This is a genomic window from Mesorhizobium sp. B2-8-1 (genome assembly GCF_006440955.1).
In the GTDB taxonomy this organism is placed as follows: domain Bacteria; phylum Pseudomonadota; class Alphaproteobacteria; order Rhizobiales; family Rhizobiaceae; genus Mesorhizobium.
This window is the reverse complement of the sequence record NZ_VFTX01000014.1, coordinates 90,944-107,788: the sequence shown is the minus strand read 5'-3', so window position 1 is coordinate 107,788 and position 16,845 is coordinate 90,944. Positions and strand designations below refer to the sequence as shown.

The following is a 16,845-nucleotide window of genomic DNA, read 5'->3' as shown; positions in this document are numbered from 1 at the left end:
GGACTGGCGCATCAACGGGACGGCTTGCTCCCCCGATCGGGCCGGGCCGAGATCGCCTTGTGCAGATGCACCATCATGGCTGCGGCGAAGAGCGGCGTCGCCAGGTTGAGCACCGGCACGGCAAGGAAGGCCGCTATCACCAGGCCGGCGAGAAAGACCGTCCCGGCATGGTGCCGGCGCAAGGCCCTGGCCTCTTCTTCCGGACGGAAGCGCATAGCGGCGAATTCGAAGAACTCGCGCCCAAGCAGGTAGCCGTTGACGATGAAAAAGGCGGCGATGTTGATGCCCGGCACCAGCAGGAGCAGCAGGGCAACGATGTTGCCCAAAACGACGACGCCGAAGAACTTTATCGCCAACACCAGCGAGCGCAGCGCCGGCATGGCGCGGCCGGGCGGATCGCCGGGATAGTCGGTACGCTCCACCACTTCGGCGACATCGTCGAGGAACAGCCCGGCGACGACAGCCGTGACCGGCGCGACGAGCAGCGCCATGCCGAAGGCAAGCGCGATGGCCGCGATGATGCCGCCCAGCCAACCGGCCCAGGACGGCAGGCCGGGAAAGAGTGTGTGCAGCCATGGCAGCGCCAGCCACTCGACGAGGCTGGTCAGCCCGAACCACAGGCCGACCAGAGCAAGCACAGTCAGGCCTAACGTCTTGAGGAAGACGGCGCGCAATTCGGGCGAGAACAACTGGCCGGCGGCGGCGCGGGCGGCGCTGGAGATCACGGTGCTTCCTCGCTTCGACGGATTGCCCCTGGGAGGATAGGCAGCAGGTTCGCCGGTCACAAGCTCTATTGCCTGCCGTGGGTCAAGGCGGTCGTTTCAGGTTTCGAACTCTCCGCATCACCCCTCTTGCGAGCGCCGGCGCCGCCCCTCACTGTCCTGCCGGACATCTCTCCCCGTAGAACGGGGAGAGATGAGCTGGCGGCAACCCCGGTGCCTCCATCGCAACGTGGTGATTGGCGAAATCAGTGATGACAGCGCCCTTCTCCCCGTCACTTACGGGGAGTTGGAGGAGCGGTCCGCGAAGCGGACGAAAAGCCAACTGCTTGGCTTTTCGAGTGACGAACGCCGGCAGGCGGATGAGGGGCGGCGCTACCTCGACAATCGGAGCCATTTGGTCTGAGGCGATTGCCCTGTCTGCCTATTGTGCGAGCGCCGGCTTGCGGGTGGGAATGGTCATGGCCGCGACACCGGCGACGACGAAGGCCATGCCGAGCCAGGCCGTCGAACCCAGGCTTTCGCCGAGGAAGACGGCGCCGATGCCGACGCCGATCGGCACGCGTAGATAGGCTTGCGACGTCGTGCCGACCGAGCCCAGCGTGTGGATCAGGCGGAAATAGATGACGAAGGCCAGCGCGGTCGAAAACACCGACAGGCCGAGCAAGGCCAGGATCGACGCCGTCGACGGCGCGAGCGTCCAGGGCTGGTCGACCGCAAGGCTGAGCGGCACCAGGATAACGGCGCCGCAAAGCATCGAGCCGGCGGCGGGCAGCATCGGATCGAGGCCCTTGAAGCCTCGGCCGAAGATCGCCGCCCCCGCATAGCAGACTGTTGCAAGGACGATGGCAAGCTGCGCCCAGAGTTCATGGCCGAGGCCGCCCAGCGCCTGTGTGCCCACGATGAGGCAGATGCCGGCAATGCCGGCGCCGACGCCGATCAGTTTGCGCAGCGTCACCGGTTCGTGGCAGGTGATGAGCGCCGTCAGAAGGAAGGTGAAGATAGGCGACGTCGCGTTGAGGATGGTGGCGAGGCCGGCATCCACCGAGCGCTCGGCGGCGGCGATCAGGGTGAACGGGATGACGCTGTTGAGGCACGCCTGGAAGGCGAAACGACGCCAGCTCGCCGCATCGGCCGGCATGGCGAGCCCGCGCCAGCGGATGATGGCGAACAGGATCGCGCCCGCGATCAAGGTGCGGGCGGCGATGAACGTCACCGGCGGGATCGTCTCGACGCCGATCTTGATGAAGGTGTAGGAGGCGCCCCAAAGCACCGCCAGGAGGGCGAGCAGCGCCAGATCGGTGTTCATGTCGTTTCTTTCAGGCATGGGCTTGCCGCCTTCGGGCCGGGATCGAACGGCCCTTTTTAGGCAAAGCCGCGGTGAAATGCTTCGGCCACGACCGAATTGTCGTAGCTCCTGGGCGTCACGCGATATGAACATGGCCTAGGCAAACCGGTTGCAAATCGCTAGACCCGCGCCCGGCCGGCATGGCAAGAAGCCGGCGCGGATTTTGGCGGAGACATTGATGCCGGACTATGACGTGCTTTGCATCGGCAATGCGATTGTCGACATCATCGCCCAGTGCGAAGAGGAATTCCTGGAGACCAATGGCATCATCAAGGGCGCGATGAACCTCATCGACACGCACCGCGCCGAGCTACTCTACAGCCGCATGGGCCCGGCGATCGAGGCGTCCGGTGGCAGCGCGGGCAACACGGCGGCCGGCGTTGCCTCCTTCGGCGGCCGCGCCGCCTTCTTCGGCAAGGTTTCCAACGATGCTTTGGGCGAAATCTATGCCCACGACATCCACGCCCAGGGCGTCGCCTTCGACACCAAGCCGCTTCAGGGCGAGCCGCCGACGGCGCGCTCGATGATTTTCGTCACCCCCGACGGCGAGCGCTCTATGAACACCTATCTCGGCGCCTGCGTCGAGCTCGGGCCGGAGGATGTCGAGGCCGACAAGGCGTCGGGCGCCAAGATTACCTATTTCGAGGGCTATCTGTGGGATCCGCCGCGCGCCAAGGAGGCGATCCGGCAGACGGCCAAGCTGGCGCACGCGGCGGGCCGCGAAGTGTCGATGACCTTGTCGGATTCGTTCTGCGTCGACCGCTACCGCGACGAGTTCCTCGACCTGATGCGCTCGGGCACCGTGGACATCGTCTTCGCCAACAGCCACGAGATCAAGTCGCTCTACCAGACCTCGTCCTTCGACGAGGCGCTGGCCCAGATCCGCAAGGACTGCAAAGTCGCCGCCGTGACGCGTTCGGAAAAAGGCTCCGTCATCGCGCGCGGCGACGAGACCGTCGTCATCCAGGCGACCGCCATCAAGGAGCTGGTCGACACGACAGGCGCCGGCGATCTCTACGCTGCCGGTTTCCTGCATGGCTACACGCAAGGCCGCGACCTCAAGACCTGCGGCGATCTCGGCTCACTGGCGGCCGGCCTGGTGATCCAGCAGATCGGGCCGAGGCCAAGGCAGAATCTGCGTCGCGAGGCCGAACTGGCGGGGCTGCTGTAGGGGGGCGGTGAAGCTGCCGATCTCCCCCCTCGTGGGGGAGATGGCCGGCAGGCCAGAGGGGGGCGCTGTCCCGCTGGCATCTCCAGGGTTCTACACTGCCGCCAAGCCCGAAATGAACGGCATGAGCGTACTGTCATGTCGGGGCGCCAGTTCGAAGAGTATGGGCACGCGGAAGGGAACCACCGCAACCTAGCGATCCTTCGCGCCCCCTCGCCCCTGCCGGGCATCTCCCCCACGAGGGGGGAGATCGGCAGCTTCACCGTCGCGCGGCTGTCACACATCGCACCTACACGCAATCGGGGCGTCCTTGACTGACATTTGGGCGCCCTCAGCCAGTTGGGGTGCCAAGATGCAAGACAGCAAGCTGTCGGGCCGCCGGATTTGTTGCCGCCGCGATTTCCGCTTTCCACATTAGAAATTCAGCAACGGGCCGCGATCGGGGAGGAGCGCTCGCGGCCAGAAGACAGACGCATGAACAGATTTCATACAACCAAACCAGACGACTTCGCGGACATGGTCGCGGAGAAGGTCGAGCGGGCGCTTGCCCACTATGACGAGGCCATCAACAAACCCACCATGGTCTCGGTCGGCAAGATCGCTGGCAGCATAGCGTCCGCCCTCACCTTGTTGCCGCCGAAGCATCAGCGCGCCATCGATGCCATCCATGCCGACCTTCCGGGGCTGGCGTCGAAATTCGTGCGTGCGCTGGCCGCGGAAGCCGCGCGCCGCAGCGAAGCCGGCACCGCGGGCGCCACAAATCCATCGGCGGGTTTCGACGGCCCCGCCTCCCCGCTTCCGCGCACCCAGTCCGACGATCTCGAATCGATGCTGATCGAAGACTGGGCCGGGCGGGTCGCCGGTTCGACCTATCTGGAGGAACACCTGCGCATTGCCCGCTCGACCCTGCACCGCTGGCAAAGGCGGGGCGAGGTGGTCGCCTTGCGCAAGGGCGGCCGCAAGCACGTCTTCCCGCTGGCGCAGTTCGTGGACGGCAGGCCGGTGGCGGGCATTCGAGACGTGCTGTCGTTGATCGGCAATCCGAGGCTGGCATGGCTGTGGCTGACCCGCCCCTCGGCGCTGCTCGACGAGCGCATTCCCATCGACCTGCTGCGGCAAGACCAGGTCAAGGAGGTCGTCGAGGCGGCGCGGGTGTTTTCCGCGGATTAAGCGCGACCAGATCCGCCGCAGCTTTCGCATCCGACGCGCGGACCTTCCTCAGGTCCCCGCCGTGTAGGCCGCGATCGCCGCCATGTTGACGATATCGCTGTCCTTGGCGTTCAGCGAGACGATCTGCACCGGCTTGTTCAGCCCGACCAGCAGCGGGCCGATGACCGTCGAGCCGCCGAGCTCCTGCAGCATCTTGGTGGAGATCGAGGCGGAGTGGAAGGCCGGCATGATCAGCACATTGGCCGGGCCGGTCAGCCTCATGAACGGGTATTGCGCCATGGCACGGGCGTTGAGCGCGACGTCGGCGGCCATCTCGCCGTCATACTCGAAATCGACGCGGCGCTTGTCGAGGATGCGCACGGCTTCCTGGATGCGCTCGGAGCGCTCGCCGTGGGGATGGCCGAAGGTGGAATAGGCGAGCATGGCGAGCCTCGGCTCATAGCCCATGCGGCGGGCAAAGCCTGCCGCTTCCTCCGCGATATCGGCGATCTGCTCGGCGTTCGGCATGTCGTGCACGGCGGTGTCGGCGACGATCACGGTGCGGCCGCGCGCCAAAACGATCGACACGCCGATGACGCGATGGCCCGGCTTGGCGTCGATGACGCGCCTGACATCGTCGAGCGCGGTGGAATAGTTGCGGGTGACGCCGGTGACGATGCCGTCGGCATCCCCCAGCGCCACCATGCAGGCGGCGAAATGGTTGCGGTCGTTGTTGATCAGGCGCTGGCAGTCGCGGAACAGGAAACCTTTGCGCTGCATGCGCTCGTAGAGATAATCGGTATAGACCGAATTGCGGCGCGACAGGCGCGCATTGATGATCTCCAGCCCCTGCTTGTCGAGGTCGATGCCGGCGTGCCTGGCGTTCTCCTTGATGACGTCGTCGCGGCCGAGCAGGATGGCGGTGCCGAGCCGCTGGTTCACATAGGAGACGGCGGCGCGCATCACTTGCTCCTCCTCGCCCTCGGCGAAGACGATGCGCTTGGGCTGGCGGCGCACACGGTCGTAAATGCGCTGCAAGGTCGAGGCGATCGGGTCACGGCGGGCCGACAGCTCCTGCGCGTAGCGGTCGAGATCGAGGATCGGCTTGCGGGCGACGCCAGAATCCATCGCCGCCCTGGCGACGGCCAGCGGAATGGCCGAGATCAGGCGCGGATCGAACGGCACCGGGATGATGTAGTTGGGGCCGAATTTCGGCCGGTTGCCCTGGTAGGCTGCGGCGACGTCGTCGGGCACGTCCTTGCGTGCCAGGTCGGCAAGCGCACGCGCGGCGGCGATCTTCATGTCGTCATTGATGGTGGTGGCCCGCACGTCCAGCGCGCCGCGGAAAATATAGGGGAAGCCGAGCACGTTGTTGACCTGATTGGGATAATCCGAACGCCCGGTCGCCATGATGGCGTCGGTGCGGATCTCCGCCACTTCCTCGGGCGTGATCTCGGGATCGGGATTGGCCATGGCGAAGATGATCGGGTTCTTGGCCATGGAACGCACCATGGCGGTGGTCAGCGCGCCCTTGGCGGAAAGGCCGAGGAAGACGTCGGCGCCGTCCAGCGCCTCGGCCAGCGACCGCGCGTCGGTTTTGACCGCATGCGCCGACTTCCACTGGTTCATGCCTTCGGTGCGGCCCTGGAAGACCACGCCCTTGGTGTCGCACAGGATGATGTTTTCGGGCGCAAAGCCCATCGCCTTCATCAGCTCGATACAGGCGATGCCGGCCGCACCGGCGCCGTTGCAGACCATCCTGGTGGTCTTCATGTCGCGGCCGGTGATCTCCAGCGCGTTGATCAGGCCGGCGGCCGAGATGATGGCGGTGCCGTGCTGGTCGTCGTGGAAGACCGGGATGTCCATCAGCTCGCGCAACCGCTGCTCGATGATGAAGCATTCCGGCGCCTTGATGTCCTCCAGGTTGATGCCGCCGAAGGAGGGCCCAAGGAAGCGCACGCAGTTGATGAACTCGTCGGCGTCCTCGGTGTCGACCTCGAGGTCGATGGAATCGACGTCGGCGAAGCGCTTGAACAGCACCGCCTTTCCCTCCATGACCGGCTTGGAGGCCAGCGCGCCGAGATTGCCCAAGCCCAGGATCGCGGTGCCGTTGGAGATGACGGCGACCATGTTGCCGCGCGACGTGTAGTCGAAGGCGCGGCTGGGATCCTCCGCGATGGCCAGCACCGGCACGGCAACGCCAGGCGAATAGGCGAGGCTCAAATCGCGCTGCGTGGCCATCGGCTTGGTGGCGACGATCTCGAGCTTGCCGGGCCGCCCCATGGCGTGGAATTCGAGCGCTTCCTGCGCGCTAACGGACGGACCGCTGTTTTCGGTTTTCCTTGCCATGATGCTTTTGATTTCCTCGCCATGCGGCACCTCCTTGAGGCGGGTGCCTTGTGTGATTCCGAATTAAGACTACGCGCCGCCGCGTGTAAACCGCCAAGCGTTACCGAACTGGCGTCGGAAGGACGCATGGCGTTCAATGGTGGTTGATCTCCGTTCTTCCCCTGCTTTTCCAATGGCCGGCATTAAACCCCGCCGCCACATCTGCTAGCGTGAGCGCATGAACATGCACATTCAAAACGAACCGGACGCTCCCGAGGCGATCACGCCGGCAGCCGCTGGCGGCGTCACGCCGATGATGGAGCAGTTCATCGAGATCAAGGCGGCGAACCCGGATTCGCTGCTGTTCTACCGGATGGGCGATTTCTACGAGCTGTTCTTCGAGGATGCGGAGAAGGCGAGCCGGGCGCTCGGCATCGTGCTGACCAAGCGCGGCAAGCATCAGGGACACGACATCCCGATGTGCGGCGTGCCAGTGCATGCGGCGGACGACTATCTGCAGAAACTGATCGCGCAGGGTTTCCGCGTTGCCGTCTGCGAGCAGATCGAGGATCCGGCCGAAGCCAAGAAGCGCGGCTCCAAATCGGTGGTGCGCCGCGATGTGGTGCGGCTGGTGACGCCTGGCACCATCACCGAGGACAAATTGCTGGCGCCGTCGGAATCGAGTTTCCTGATGGCGCTGGGACGAGTGAAGGGCGGCGGCGATCCAAGAAGTGGGGAGCGCGGCGGCGCGACCGGGACCCAAGGAAGCTTTGCCCTGGCCTGGATCGACATTTCGACCGGGGCTTTCCGGGTCACAGACACCACCGCCGACCGGCTGCTGGCCGACATCTTCCGCGTCGATCCGCGCGAGCTGATCGTCGCCGAGCCGGTGTTCCACGATCCCGAATTGCGATCGGTATTCGACGTGCTCGGCCGCGTCGCCAACCCGCAGCCGCCGAGCCTATTCGATTCGGCTTCGGCCGCCGGGCGCATCGCCCGCTTTTTCGAGGTGGCGACGCCGGACAGTTTCGGCGCGTTTTCGCGTGCCGAGCTGTCGGCGATCTCAGGCGCCATCGCCTATGTCGAAAAGACGCAGAAGGCAGAGCGGCCGCCGCTGTCGCGTCCCGAGCGCGAGGAGGCCGGCTCGACTTTGTTCATCGACCCGGCGACGCGCGGCAACCTGGAACTGCTGCGCACGCTGTCGGGCAGCCGTGAAGGCTCATTGTTCAAGGCGATCGACCGCACGGTGACCGGTGGCGGCGCCAGGCTGCTCGCCGATCGGCTGATGGCGCCGCTGACCGATCCGGCGGCAATTGCCGCGCGGCTGGATTCGGTGTCGTTCTTCCGTTCCGAGACGCGGCTTTGCCAGGCGGTGCGAGCGAGCCTGAAGAGCGTCGCCGACATGCCGCGCGCGCTGTCGCGGCTGGCGCTCAACCGCGGCGGCCCGCGCGACCTCGGCGCGCTGCGCGCCGGCTTCGAGGCGGCCGGCGCGATCGCGGAGGTCTTTGCCGCGACCGCCCTGCCCCAGGAATTGGCGGCGGCGCTCGCCGCCATCCGGGCGCTGCCGCACGCGCTTGCCGGGCATCTGACGCAGGCACTTGGCGAGGAACTGCCGCTGCTGAAGCGCGACGGCGGCTTCATCCGAGGCGGCTACAACGCCGAGCTCGACGAGATGCGGGCGCTGCGCGACGAGTCGCGAAAAGTGATCGCCGGGCTGGAGCGTTCGCTGATCGAGGAGACCGGCATTCGGTCCCTGAAGATCCGGCACAACAATGTGCTCGGCTACTACATCGAGGTGACCGCCAACCATCACGCGGTGATGACCGGCAGCGATGGCGCCAAGGCGCGCTTCATCCACCGCCAGACCATGGCCAACGCCATGCGCTTCACCACGACGGAGCTGGCTGAGCTTGAAACGAAGATCGCCAATGCCGCCGACCGGGCGCTGAGCATCGAGCTTGCCGCCTTCGATGCGCTGACGGCGGAAGCGGTCGGCGAAGCGGAGAAGATCCGCGCCGGGGCCGATGCGCTCGCCGTGCTCGACGTGTCGGCGGCGCTCGCGCTTTTGTCGGAAAGCGAGGCCTGGTGCCGGCCGCTGGTCGATGCCAGCCTTGCCTTCGAGATTTCGGGTGGGCGCCATCCCGTGGTCGAACAGGCGCTGCGACGCTCGGGCGAAGGGCCGTTCGTGGCCAATGACTGCGACCTGTCGCCGGAGGGCAGCGCTAAGAACGGCGCGATCTGGCTGCTGACCGGCCCCAATATGGGCGGTAAATCAACATTCCTGCGGCAGAACGCGCTGATCGCCATCCTGGCCCAGACCGGCTCTTTCGTCCCGGCGACATCGGCCCATATCGGCGTCGTCGACCGCCTCTTTTCCCGCGTCGGCGCCTCGGACGATCTGGCGCGCGGCCGATCGACCTTCATGGTCGAGATGGTCGAGACGGCGGCGATCCTCAACCAGGCCGGCGAACGGGCGCTGGTAATCCTCGACGAGATCGGCCGCGGCACCGCCACGTTCGACGGCCTGTCGATCGCCTGGGCCGCGGTGGAATATCTGCACGAGAAGAACCGCTGCCGGGCGATCTTCGCCACGCATTTCCACGAAATGACCTCGCTTGCCGGCAAGCTGGCGCGGCTCCACAACGTCACCATGCGGGTCAAGGAATGGGAGAACGACGTCGTCTTCCTGCACGAGGTCGGCAAGGGCGCGGCCGACCGCTCCTACGGCGTCCAGGTGGCGCGGCTGGCCGGCCTGCCGGAGGCGGTGGTGGACCGTGCCAAGGAAGTGCTGCACCAGCTCGAGGAAGGCGAGGTTTCGGGCAAGACCAACCGGCTGGTCGACGACCTGCCGCTGTTTTCCGTGGCGGTGAAGCGGGAAGCGCAGAAGCCGGTCAAGAGTGATGCGCTGGGCGCCGCACTCGGTGACATCAATCCCGATGAGATGACACCGAGGGAAGCACTGGAAGCGCTTTATCGGTTGAAGGGGCTGGCAGGGATGTAAATTGAACCTGCTGGCATGGCGGTATCGCCGAAACCGCCAATCTCCCCCCTTGAGGGGGAGATGTCCGGCAGGACAGAGGGGGGCCTCGTAAAGTGCCGGCCTTGATTAACTTGCCCCCTGACGATGCCCGCCGGAGCATGCCAGCGCGGAAGCCGTCGTTGTAAAAATTAATATGTTGGCGGGACAGCGCCCCCCTCTGCCCTGCCGGGCATCTCCCCCTCGAGGGGGGAGATTGGCAGCTTCACCGACAACGCTCAGATCATCTCCAGCCCGCGTTTGCGGCTCGGCGGCGGGAAGGCGCGGTCGAGGTCGGCGAGGTCTTCGCGCGTAAGCTCGATGTCGAGTGTCGCGACATTCTGGCGGACATGGTCCTGGCTGCTGGCCTTGGGAATGGCGATGACGCCATCCTGGTGCATCACCCAGGCCAGTGCGATTTGTGCCGCGGTCGCACCGTGGCGGGCGGCGACCGCGTCTAAGCTGGCATTGCGCGCCAAGGCGCCCTGCTCGACCGGCGAATAGGCCATCAAAGGAATTCCGCGTTTCCGGCTCCAGGGCGCCAGATCGAACTCAAGGCCGCGCCGGACCAGATTGTAGAGCACCTGGTTGGTCTGGACGTTGCCGCCGTCGGGCAGGCCGATCAGCTCTTCCATCTCCCCTGTGTCGAAATTGCTGACGCCCCAGTGGCGGATCTTGCCGGCTTTCTTCAGCGCCTCGAAGGCTTCGACCGTTTCCGCCAGTGGCACGCTGCCCGGCCAATGCAGCAGATAAAGATCGATGCGGTCGGTCGCGAGGCGCTTCAGGCTGTTCTCGCAGGCGCGCTGCGCACCGGCGCGCGAGGCGTTGGACGGCAGCACCTTCGAGACCAGGAAGACCTCGGCACGCTGCCCGGCAATGGCTTCGGCCACCACCTCCTCGGCGCCGCCGCTGGCGTACATTTCGGCGGTGTCGATCAGCTTGACGCCGAGATCGAGACCAAGCTTGAGGGCATTCACCTCCTCCGCGCGGCGGCGCGAATCCTCGCCCATTTTCCAGGTGCCCTGGCCGAGAACGGGGATGGCTTCGCCGCAGGGCAGCGTGGTGGTTCTGATGCTCGATGGCATGGCAGGCTCCCGTTGAGATCGGATCGCATCACAGGCCGGGCGAGAAATCCAGAGGCGTTCTCGCCGAGCCCAGAAAGCTTACTTCACCGGGTGGGCGGCGAGCCAGTCCTGCATCTGCTTGATCTCGGCTTCCTGCGCCGCGATGACCGCCTCGGCCAGCTTGCGGATCTCGGGGTCCTTGCCGTTGGCGAGTTCGACCTTGGCCATGTCGATGGCGCCCTGGTGGTGCGGGATCATGCCGCGGACGAAATCGACGTCGGCATCGCCGGTGTATTTGGAGGCCATCATGTCGGCGTGCATCTTGTCCATAGCCGCCTTGTAGCCTGCGGTCGACGGGCCTTCCGCCCCCGTCGCCATGCCGGCCATGTCGTGCTTCATCTCTTCGCTCTGTGCGGGAACGCTTTCGAGGAAGACGGCAACCAGCATTCCAGCCGCCATCAGCAGCAGCACGATTTTCTTGGCCAAGGTCATTGATGGTCTCCTGTTGATCGGGTTTCGTATTTGGGGGATCGGCTCAAAGTTTCAATGTCCTCAGCCGCAACGCATTGGCGATCACTGAAACCGAGGACAGGCTCATCGCCGCCGCCGCCAGCATCGGCGACAACAGCGTGCCGGTCAGCGGATAGAGCACGCCGGCCGCAACCGGCACGCCAAGCACATTGTAGAGGAAGGCGAAGAACAGGTTCTGCCTGATATTGCGGATGGTCGCCTGGGCCAGTGTGCGGGCACGCACGATGCCGTTGAGGTCGCCCTTGACCAAAGTGATGCCGGCGCTTTCGACGGCGACATCGGCGCCGGTGCCCATGGCGATACCGACATCGGCGGCGGCCAAGGCCGGTGCGTCGTTGACGCCGTCGCCGGCCATGGCGACGCCGGCGCCCTTGTCGCGCAATTCCTCGACCAGCGCGCCCTTCTGTTCCGGCAACAGGCCGGCGCGGACTTCGTCGATGCCGAGACTCCTGGCGATCGCGTTTGCCGTGCGCTCATTGTCGCCGGTCGCCATGATGATCCTCAAGCCGCTGTCGTGCAGGGCCTTGATCGCCTCGGCGGTGGTCGCCTTGACCGGATCGGCGACGGCCACGATGCCGGCCAATTTCCTGTCCACGACGACGAACATCGCCGTCTTGCCATCGCCTTGTAGCGCCTCGGCCGAGGTCGAAACGGTGGACACGTCGACGCCGAGATCGCGCATCATGGCGGCGTTGCCGAGCGCGATATTCCTGCCCGAAACGGCACCGGAAACACCCTTGCCGGTGACCGCCTCGAAGCCGCTGGCTTCGGCGACCCCTACACCGCGGGTCGCGGCGCCTTCGACAATAGCCTCGGCCAGGGGATGCTCCGAGCCCTTCTCCAGGCTCGCGGCGAGGCCCAGCAATTCCTCCTCCGAAAACCCATCGGCGGCCACGACATCCGTCAGTTTCGGCCGGCCTTCGGTGAGGGTTCCCGTCTTGTCGACGATCAACGTATCGACGGAAGCGAAGCGTTCGAGCGCGGCGGCCTCCTTGATCAGCACGCCGGCATGCGCGCCGCGTCCGGTGGCGGTCATGATCGACATCGGCGTGGCGAGGCCCAGAGCACAGGGGCAGGCGATGATCAACACCGAGACCGCCGAGACGATGGCGAAGATCAGGCTGGGCTCGGGGCCGAAGACCGCCCAGGCGACGAACGCGGCGATGGCGACCAGAACGACAGCCGGGACGAAGTAGAAGGAAACGCGGTCGGCCAACCCTTGTATCGGGGCGCGCGAACGCTGCGCCTTGGCGACCAGCTCGACGATGCGCGAGAGCGTGGTCTCGGCGCCGATCCGGTCGGCGCGCATGATCAGCGAGCCATTCTTGTTGAGCGTGCCGCCGGTGAGGACATCACCTTCGGCCTTCTCGACCGGCAACGGTTCGCCGGTGATCATCGATTCGTCGATGGAAGAGCGGCCTTCAAGTACGGTACCGTCGACCGGCACGGCATCGCCGGGCCGGATGCGCAGGCGCTCGCCGGCCTTGACGCTGTCCAGCGGCACATCGCTCTCGGAACCATCCTCTCCTATGCGGCGGGCGGTCTTGGGCGCGAGATCAAGCAAGGCGCGGATCGCCGAGCCGGTCTTTTCGCGGGCGCGCAGTTCCAGCACCTGGCCGAGAAAGACCAGCGCGACGATGACGGCTGCGGCCTCGAAATAGACCGGCACCGCCCCGCCATGGCCGCGGAACTGATGCGGAAAAATGTCCGGGAACAGCGTCGCGACGACGCTGTAGAGATAGGCCGCACCGACGCCGAGCGAAATCAGCGTCCACATGTTCGGGCTGCGGTTGCGGATCGAGTCCCAGCCGCGATGAAAGAACGGAAATGCGGCCCAAAGCACGACCGGGCTCGCGAGCGCCAGCTCGATCCAGACCTTTGTCCGGTCATCTATCAGGTTCTCGAGCGACAGACCGATCATCGGCGCCATGGCGACGATGAGAAGGGGCACCGAGAGCACCGCACTGACCCAGAACCGCCTGGTGAAATCGACCAGTTCGGGATTTGGCCCCTCGTCACCGGTCGGAACGCCCATCGGCTCGAGAGCCATGCCGCAGATCGGGCAGGAGCCGGGCTTGTCACGGATGATCTCGGGATGCATCGGGCAAGTGTATTGCGTGCCCTTCGGCATCGCTTCCGGCGCCGGTCTGTCGCCGAGATAGGTTTGCGGCGCCGCCTCGAATTTCGACTTGCAGCCGGCGGAGCAGAAATAGAAGCCCTGGCCGTCATGGCGCAGAAAATGCTTTGCCGTGGCGCGGTCCACGCTCATGCCGCAGACGGGGTCGGTGGCGGTCAGGTATGTTTCCGGCTTGGCCCGGAATTTCGAACGGCAGCTTTCGCTGCAGAAATGATAGAGACGGCCAGCATGCTGCGATGTCGGCTTGCCGGCGGCTGGATCGACGGTCATGCCGCAGACCGGATCGCGTGTGACGGCGCCCGCATCCACGGCCGCACCTTTTGCCGCGCAGCAACCACCATGCGCGTGATGATCGTGATCTGAATGCGTCATTTCGAATGCCTCTATCGAACTGCTTCGAGCCGGAGGTAGTCCTTCCAGTAACTGGAAGGTCAAGGACTGGCTTGAATTTTATTGTCGCGGGTGTCCCGCACCATGGAAACGCGTCAACCCGCCCCCATACCCAGCGCCGCGGAAACGCGCTATAGACGCCGCCCAAAAGGCAAGGCCAACCGGTACCATGGCGAAAATCTCCCTGAAGCTCGACGAACTGATCGACGGCGACGCCTTGCGCCGCGAGATGACCGCGCTGACGGCGGCCACGACCGGGGACGGCTCCGGATCGGCCGCCCGCGCCGGGGTTCTCCAGCTTCTCAAGGGCCGGCTCGCCGCGGGGCGCAAAACAGCCGAGGCCATGCTGAAACAGGATGGCGGCGGCAATGCCTGCGCCGAGCGGCTGTCGCATCTGATGGATGAGCTGATCCGGGCGCTCTACGATTTTGTCGCGACCCATGTCTACCGGGTAAAGAACCGGTCGGTGGCCGAACGCATGGCCGTCGTCGCGGTCGGCGGCTATGGGCGCGGCACGCTGGCGCCGGGATCCGACATCGACCTCCTGTTCCTGCTACCCTACAAGCAGACGCCGTGGGGCGAACAGACAGTCGAATACATGCTCTACATGCTGTGGGACCTCGGGCTGAAGGTCGGCCACGCGACCCGCAACATCGAGGAATGCCTGCGGCTGTCGCGCACCGACATCACCATCCGCACCTCGATCCTGGAAGCGCGCTTCCTGTGGGGTGAGCAGAAGCTCTACGACGAACTGATGCTGCGCTTCGACCATGAGGTGGTGCGCACCACCGGACCGGAATATGTGCAGGCCAAGCTCGCCGAACGCGACGAGCGCCATGCCAAGGCCGGCGAAAGCCGCTATCTGGTCGAGCCCAACGTCAAGGACGGCAAGGGCGGCCTGCGCGACCTGCAGACGCTGTTCTGGATCGGCAAATATTTCTACCGGGTGCGCACCGGCGAGGAGTTGGTCGAGAAGGGCGTCTTCACGCAGGCCGAATACCGCGAATTCCAGAAGGCCGAGGATTTCCTGTGGGCCGTGCGCTGCCACATGCATTTCCTCACCGGCAAGGCCGAGGAGCGGCTGCATTTCGACATCCAGCGCGAGATCGCGGAGCGGCTGGGCTACACCACGCATCCCGGCCTGTCGGCGGTCGAGCGCTTCATGAAACACTATTTCCTCGTCGCCAAGGATGTCGGCGACCTGACCCGCATCTTCTGCGCCGCGCTCGAAGAGGAGCAGGCCAAGCATGTGCCGGGCTTCAACCGCATCTTCCTCACCTTCCAGCGCCGCAAGCGCAAGCTTGCCGGCACGTCGGATTTCATCGTCGACAACCACCGCATCAACATCGCCGACGACCAGGTGTTCGAGCGCGATCCGGTCAATCTGCTCAGGCTGTTCTGGTTCGCCGACAAGCACGGGCTGGAATTCCATCCCGACGCGCTGAAGCTGCTCACCCGCTCGCTCGGCCTGGTCAACAAGTCGCTGCGGCGCGACGAGGAGGCCAACCGGCTGTTCCTCGACATCCTGACCTCGGACCGCAATGCCGAGCTCAACCTGCGCCGCATGAACGAGGCGGGGCTGCTGGGCCGGCTGATCCCCGATTTCGGCAAGATCGTCGCCATGATGCAGTTCTCGATGTACCACCACTACACGGTCGACGAGCATCTGATCCGCTGCATCGGCGTGCTGGCCGAGATCGAGCGCGGCGACGGCGAGAAGGTGCATCCGCTGTCGCATTCGCTGATGCCGGGACTGAGAAAGAGCCGCGAAGCGCTCTACGTCGCCGTGCTGCTGCACGACATCGCCAAGGGGAGGCCGGAGGACCATTCGGAAGCTGGCGCGCGGATCGCCCGGCGCATCTGCCCGCATATGGGACTTTCGACCGCCGACACCGAAACGGTGGCCTGGCTGGTCGAGAACCATCTGGTCATGTCGATGACGGCGCAGACGCGCGATCTCAACGATCGCAAGACGATCGAGGACTTCGCCTCGATCGTGCAGTCCGTCGAGCGGCTGAAGCTGCTTCTCATCCTCACCGTCTGCGACATCAGGGGCGTCGGACCGGGCGTCTGGAACGGTTGGAAGGGCCAGTTGCTGCGCACGCTGTACTACGAGACCGAACTGCTGCTCACCGGCGGCTTCTCGGAAGTGTCGCGCGCCCAGCGCACGGCGGCGGCGCGCGAGTGCCTGGCCGAAGCGCTCGCCGGCTGGCCCGACAAGATCCGCAAACGCTATGTCGGCCTGCACTATGAGAATTACCTGCTGACCGTCGACCTGCCGGACCAGCTTCGCCACGCCGAATTCATCCGCGAGGCGGATGCGTCCGGCAACAAGCTCGCCACCATGGTCAAGACGCACCAGTTCGAGGCGGTGACCGAGATCACCGTTTTGGCGCAGGACCATCCGCGCCTGCTGTCGGTGATCGCCGGCGCCTGTGCGGCGGCCGGCGGCAACATCGTCGACGCGCAGATCTTCACCACCTCGGACGGCCGCGCGCTGGACACGATCCTGATCTCGAGGGAGTTCGATCGCGACGAGGACGAGCGCCGGCGTGCCGAGCGCGTCGGGCGGCTGATCGAGGACGTGCTGTCGGGCAAAAGCTGGCTGCCGGAGATGATCGAGAAGCGCACCAAGCCCAAGCGCGGCGCCAAGGTCTTCCGGATCGCGCCGCGCGCCGAAATCCGCAACACGCTGTCGAACCGATTTTCGGTGATCGAGGTCGAGGGGCTGGACCGGCCGGGCCTGTTGTCGGAGATCACCGGAACGCTGTCCGACCTGTCGCTCGACATCGCGTCGGCCCACATCACCACCTTCGGCGAAAAGGTGATCGATACGTTCTATGTCACCGATCTCACCGGCCAGAAGATCGACAGCCCGTCACGCACCACCACCATCCGCAACCGGCTGACGGCGACGCTCGAGGGCACGGCCTCCGAACGCGGCAGCAGGACCAGGGCCGCCGCCGAGTGAGCGCCACCATCACTTTGTCCCAAT

Annotated in this window: 10 protein-coding genes; 4 read left to right on the top strand and 6 right to left on the bottom strand. The window is 65.5% G+C overall.

Annotated features, from left to right (window positions below):
- Window positions 1-11: 11 nt before the first annotated feature.
- Complete coding sequence (locus FJ428_RS28365; protein ID WP_140497105.1) at window positions 12-725, bottom strand: sulfate transporter family protein; 714 nt, start codon at window positions 723-725, stop codon at window positions 12-14.
- 418 nt (window positions 726-1,143) lie between these two features.
- Window positions 1,144-2,046 (bottom strand): EamA family transporter, encoded by a 903-nt coding sequence (locus tag FJ428_RS28360; RefSeq protein WP_140880627.1) that lies wholly within the window; start codon window positions 2,044-2,046, stop codon window positions 1,144-1,146.
- 199 nt (window positions 2,047-2,245) lie between these two features.
- Here FJ428_RS28360 and FJ428_RS28355 point away from each other — a divergent pair, with 199 nt between their 5' ends.
- Both FJ428_RS28355 and FJ428_RS28350 read left to right on the top strand, forming a co-directional pair.
- Window positions 2,246-3,238, top strand: coding sequence for an adenosine kinase (locus FJ428_RS28355; protein WP_140880626.1), 993 nt, complete (start codon window positions 2,246-2,248; stop codon window positions 3,236-3,238).
- Between the two features lie 471 nt (window positions 3,239-3,709).
- Complete coding sequence (locus FJ428_RS28350) at window positions 3,710-4,405, top strand: hypothetical protein (RefSeq protein ID WP_140880625.1); 696 nt, start codon at window positions 3,710-3,712, stop codon at window positions 4,403-4,405.
- A 48-nt stretch (window positions 4,406-4,453) separates the two neighbouring features.
- Here the strand turns inward: FJ428_RS28350 and FJ428_RS28345 are convergent, their stop codons facing one another.
- Window positions 4,454-6,733, bottom strand: a complete 2,280-nt coding sequence (locus FJ428_RS28345) for an NADP-dependent malic enzyme (protein ID WP_140497115.1) — start codon at window positions 6,731-6,733, stop codon at window positions 4,454-4,456.
- 217 nt (window positions 6,734-6,950) lie between these two features.
- On the opposite strand from FJ428_RS28345, the gene mutS reads away from it, so the two are divergent.
- Entirely contained in the window at window positions 6,951-9,713 is a 2,763-nt protein-coding gene (gene mutS, locus FJ428_RS28340; RefSeq protein WP_140880624.1) for a DNA mismatch repair protein MutS, read from the top strand.
- A gap of 254 nt (window positions 9,714-9,967) precedes the next feature.
- On the opposite strand, the gene FJ428_RS28330 is transcribed toward mutS, so the two are convergent.
- From FJ428_RS28330 to FJ428_RS28320, 3 genes are all read right to left on the bottom strand, one after another.
- The gene (locus FJ428_RS28330; protein ID WP_140880622.1) at window positions 9,968-10,813 is read right to left on the bottom strand and encodes an aldo/keto reductase; all 846 of its coding nucleotides are present in this window, start codon (window positions 10,811-10,813) and stop codon (window positions 9,968-9,970) included.
- Between the two features lie 78 nt (window positions 10,814-10,891).
- The gene (locus FJ428_RS28325) at window positions 10,892-11,284 is read right to left on the bottom strand and encodes a DUF305 domain-containing protein (RefSeq protein WP_140556843.1); all 393 of its coding nucleotides are present in this window, start codon (window positions 11,282-11,284) and stop codon (window positions 10,892-10,894) included.
- A 43-nt stretch (window positions 11,285-11,327) separates the two neighbouring features.
- Entirely contained in the window at window positions 11,328-13,832 is a 2,505-nt protein-coding gene (locus FJ428_RS28320; protein ID WP_140880621.1) for a heavy metal translocating P-type ATPase, read from the bottom strand.
- A 187-nt stretch (window positions 13,833-14,019) separates the two neighbouring features.
- Here FJ428_RS28320 and FJ428_RS28315 point away from each other — a divergent pair, with 187 nt between their 5' ends.
- A complete protein-coding gene (locus FJ428_RS28315) occupies window positions 14,020-16,821 on the top strand; it encodes a [protein-PII] uridylyltransferase (protein WP_140559740.1) in 2,802 nt (933 codons plus the stop codon).
- The last annotated feature ends 24 nt before the right edge of the window (window positions 16,822-16,845 follow it).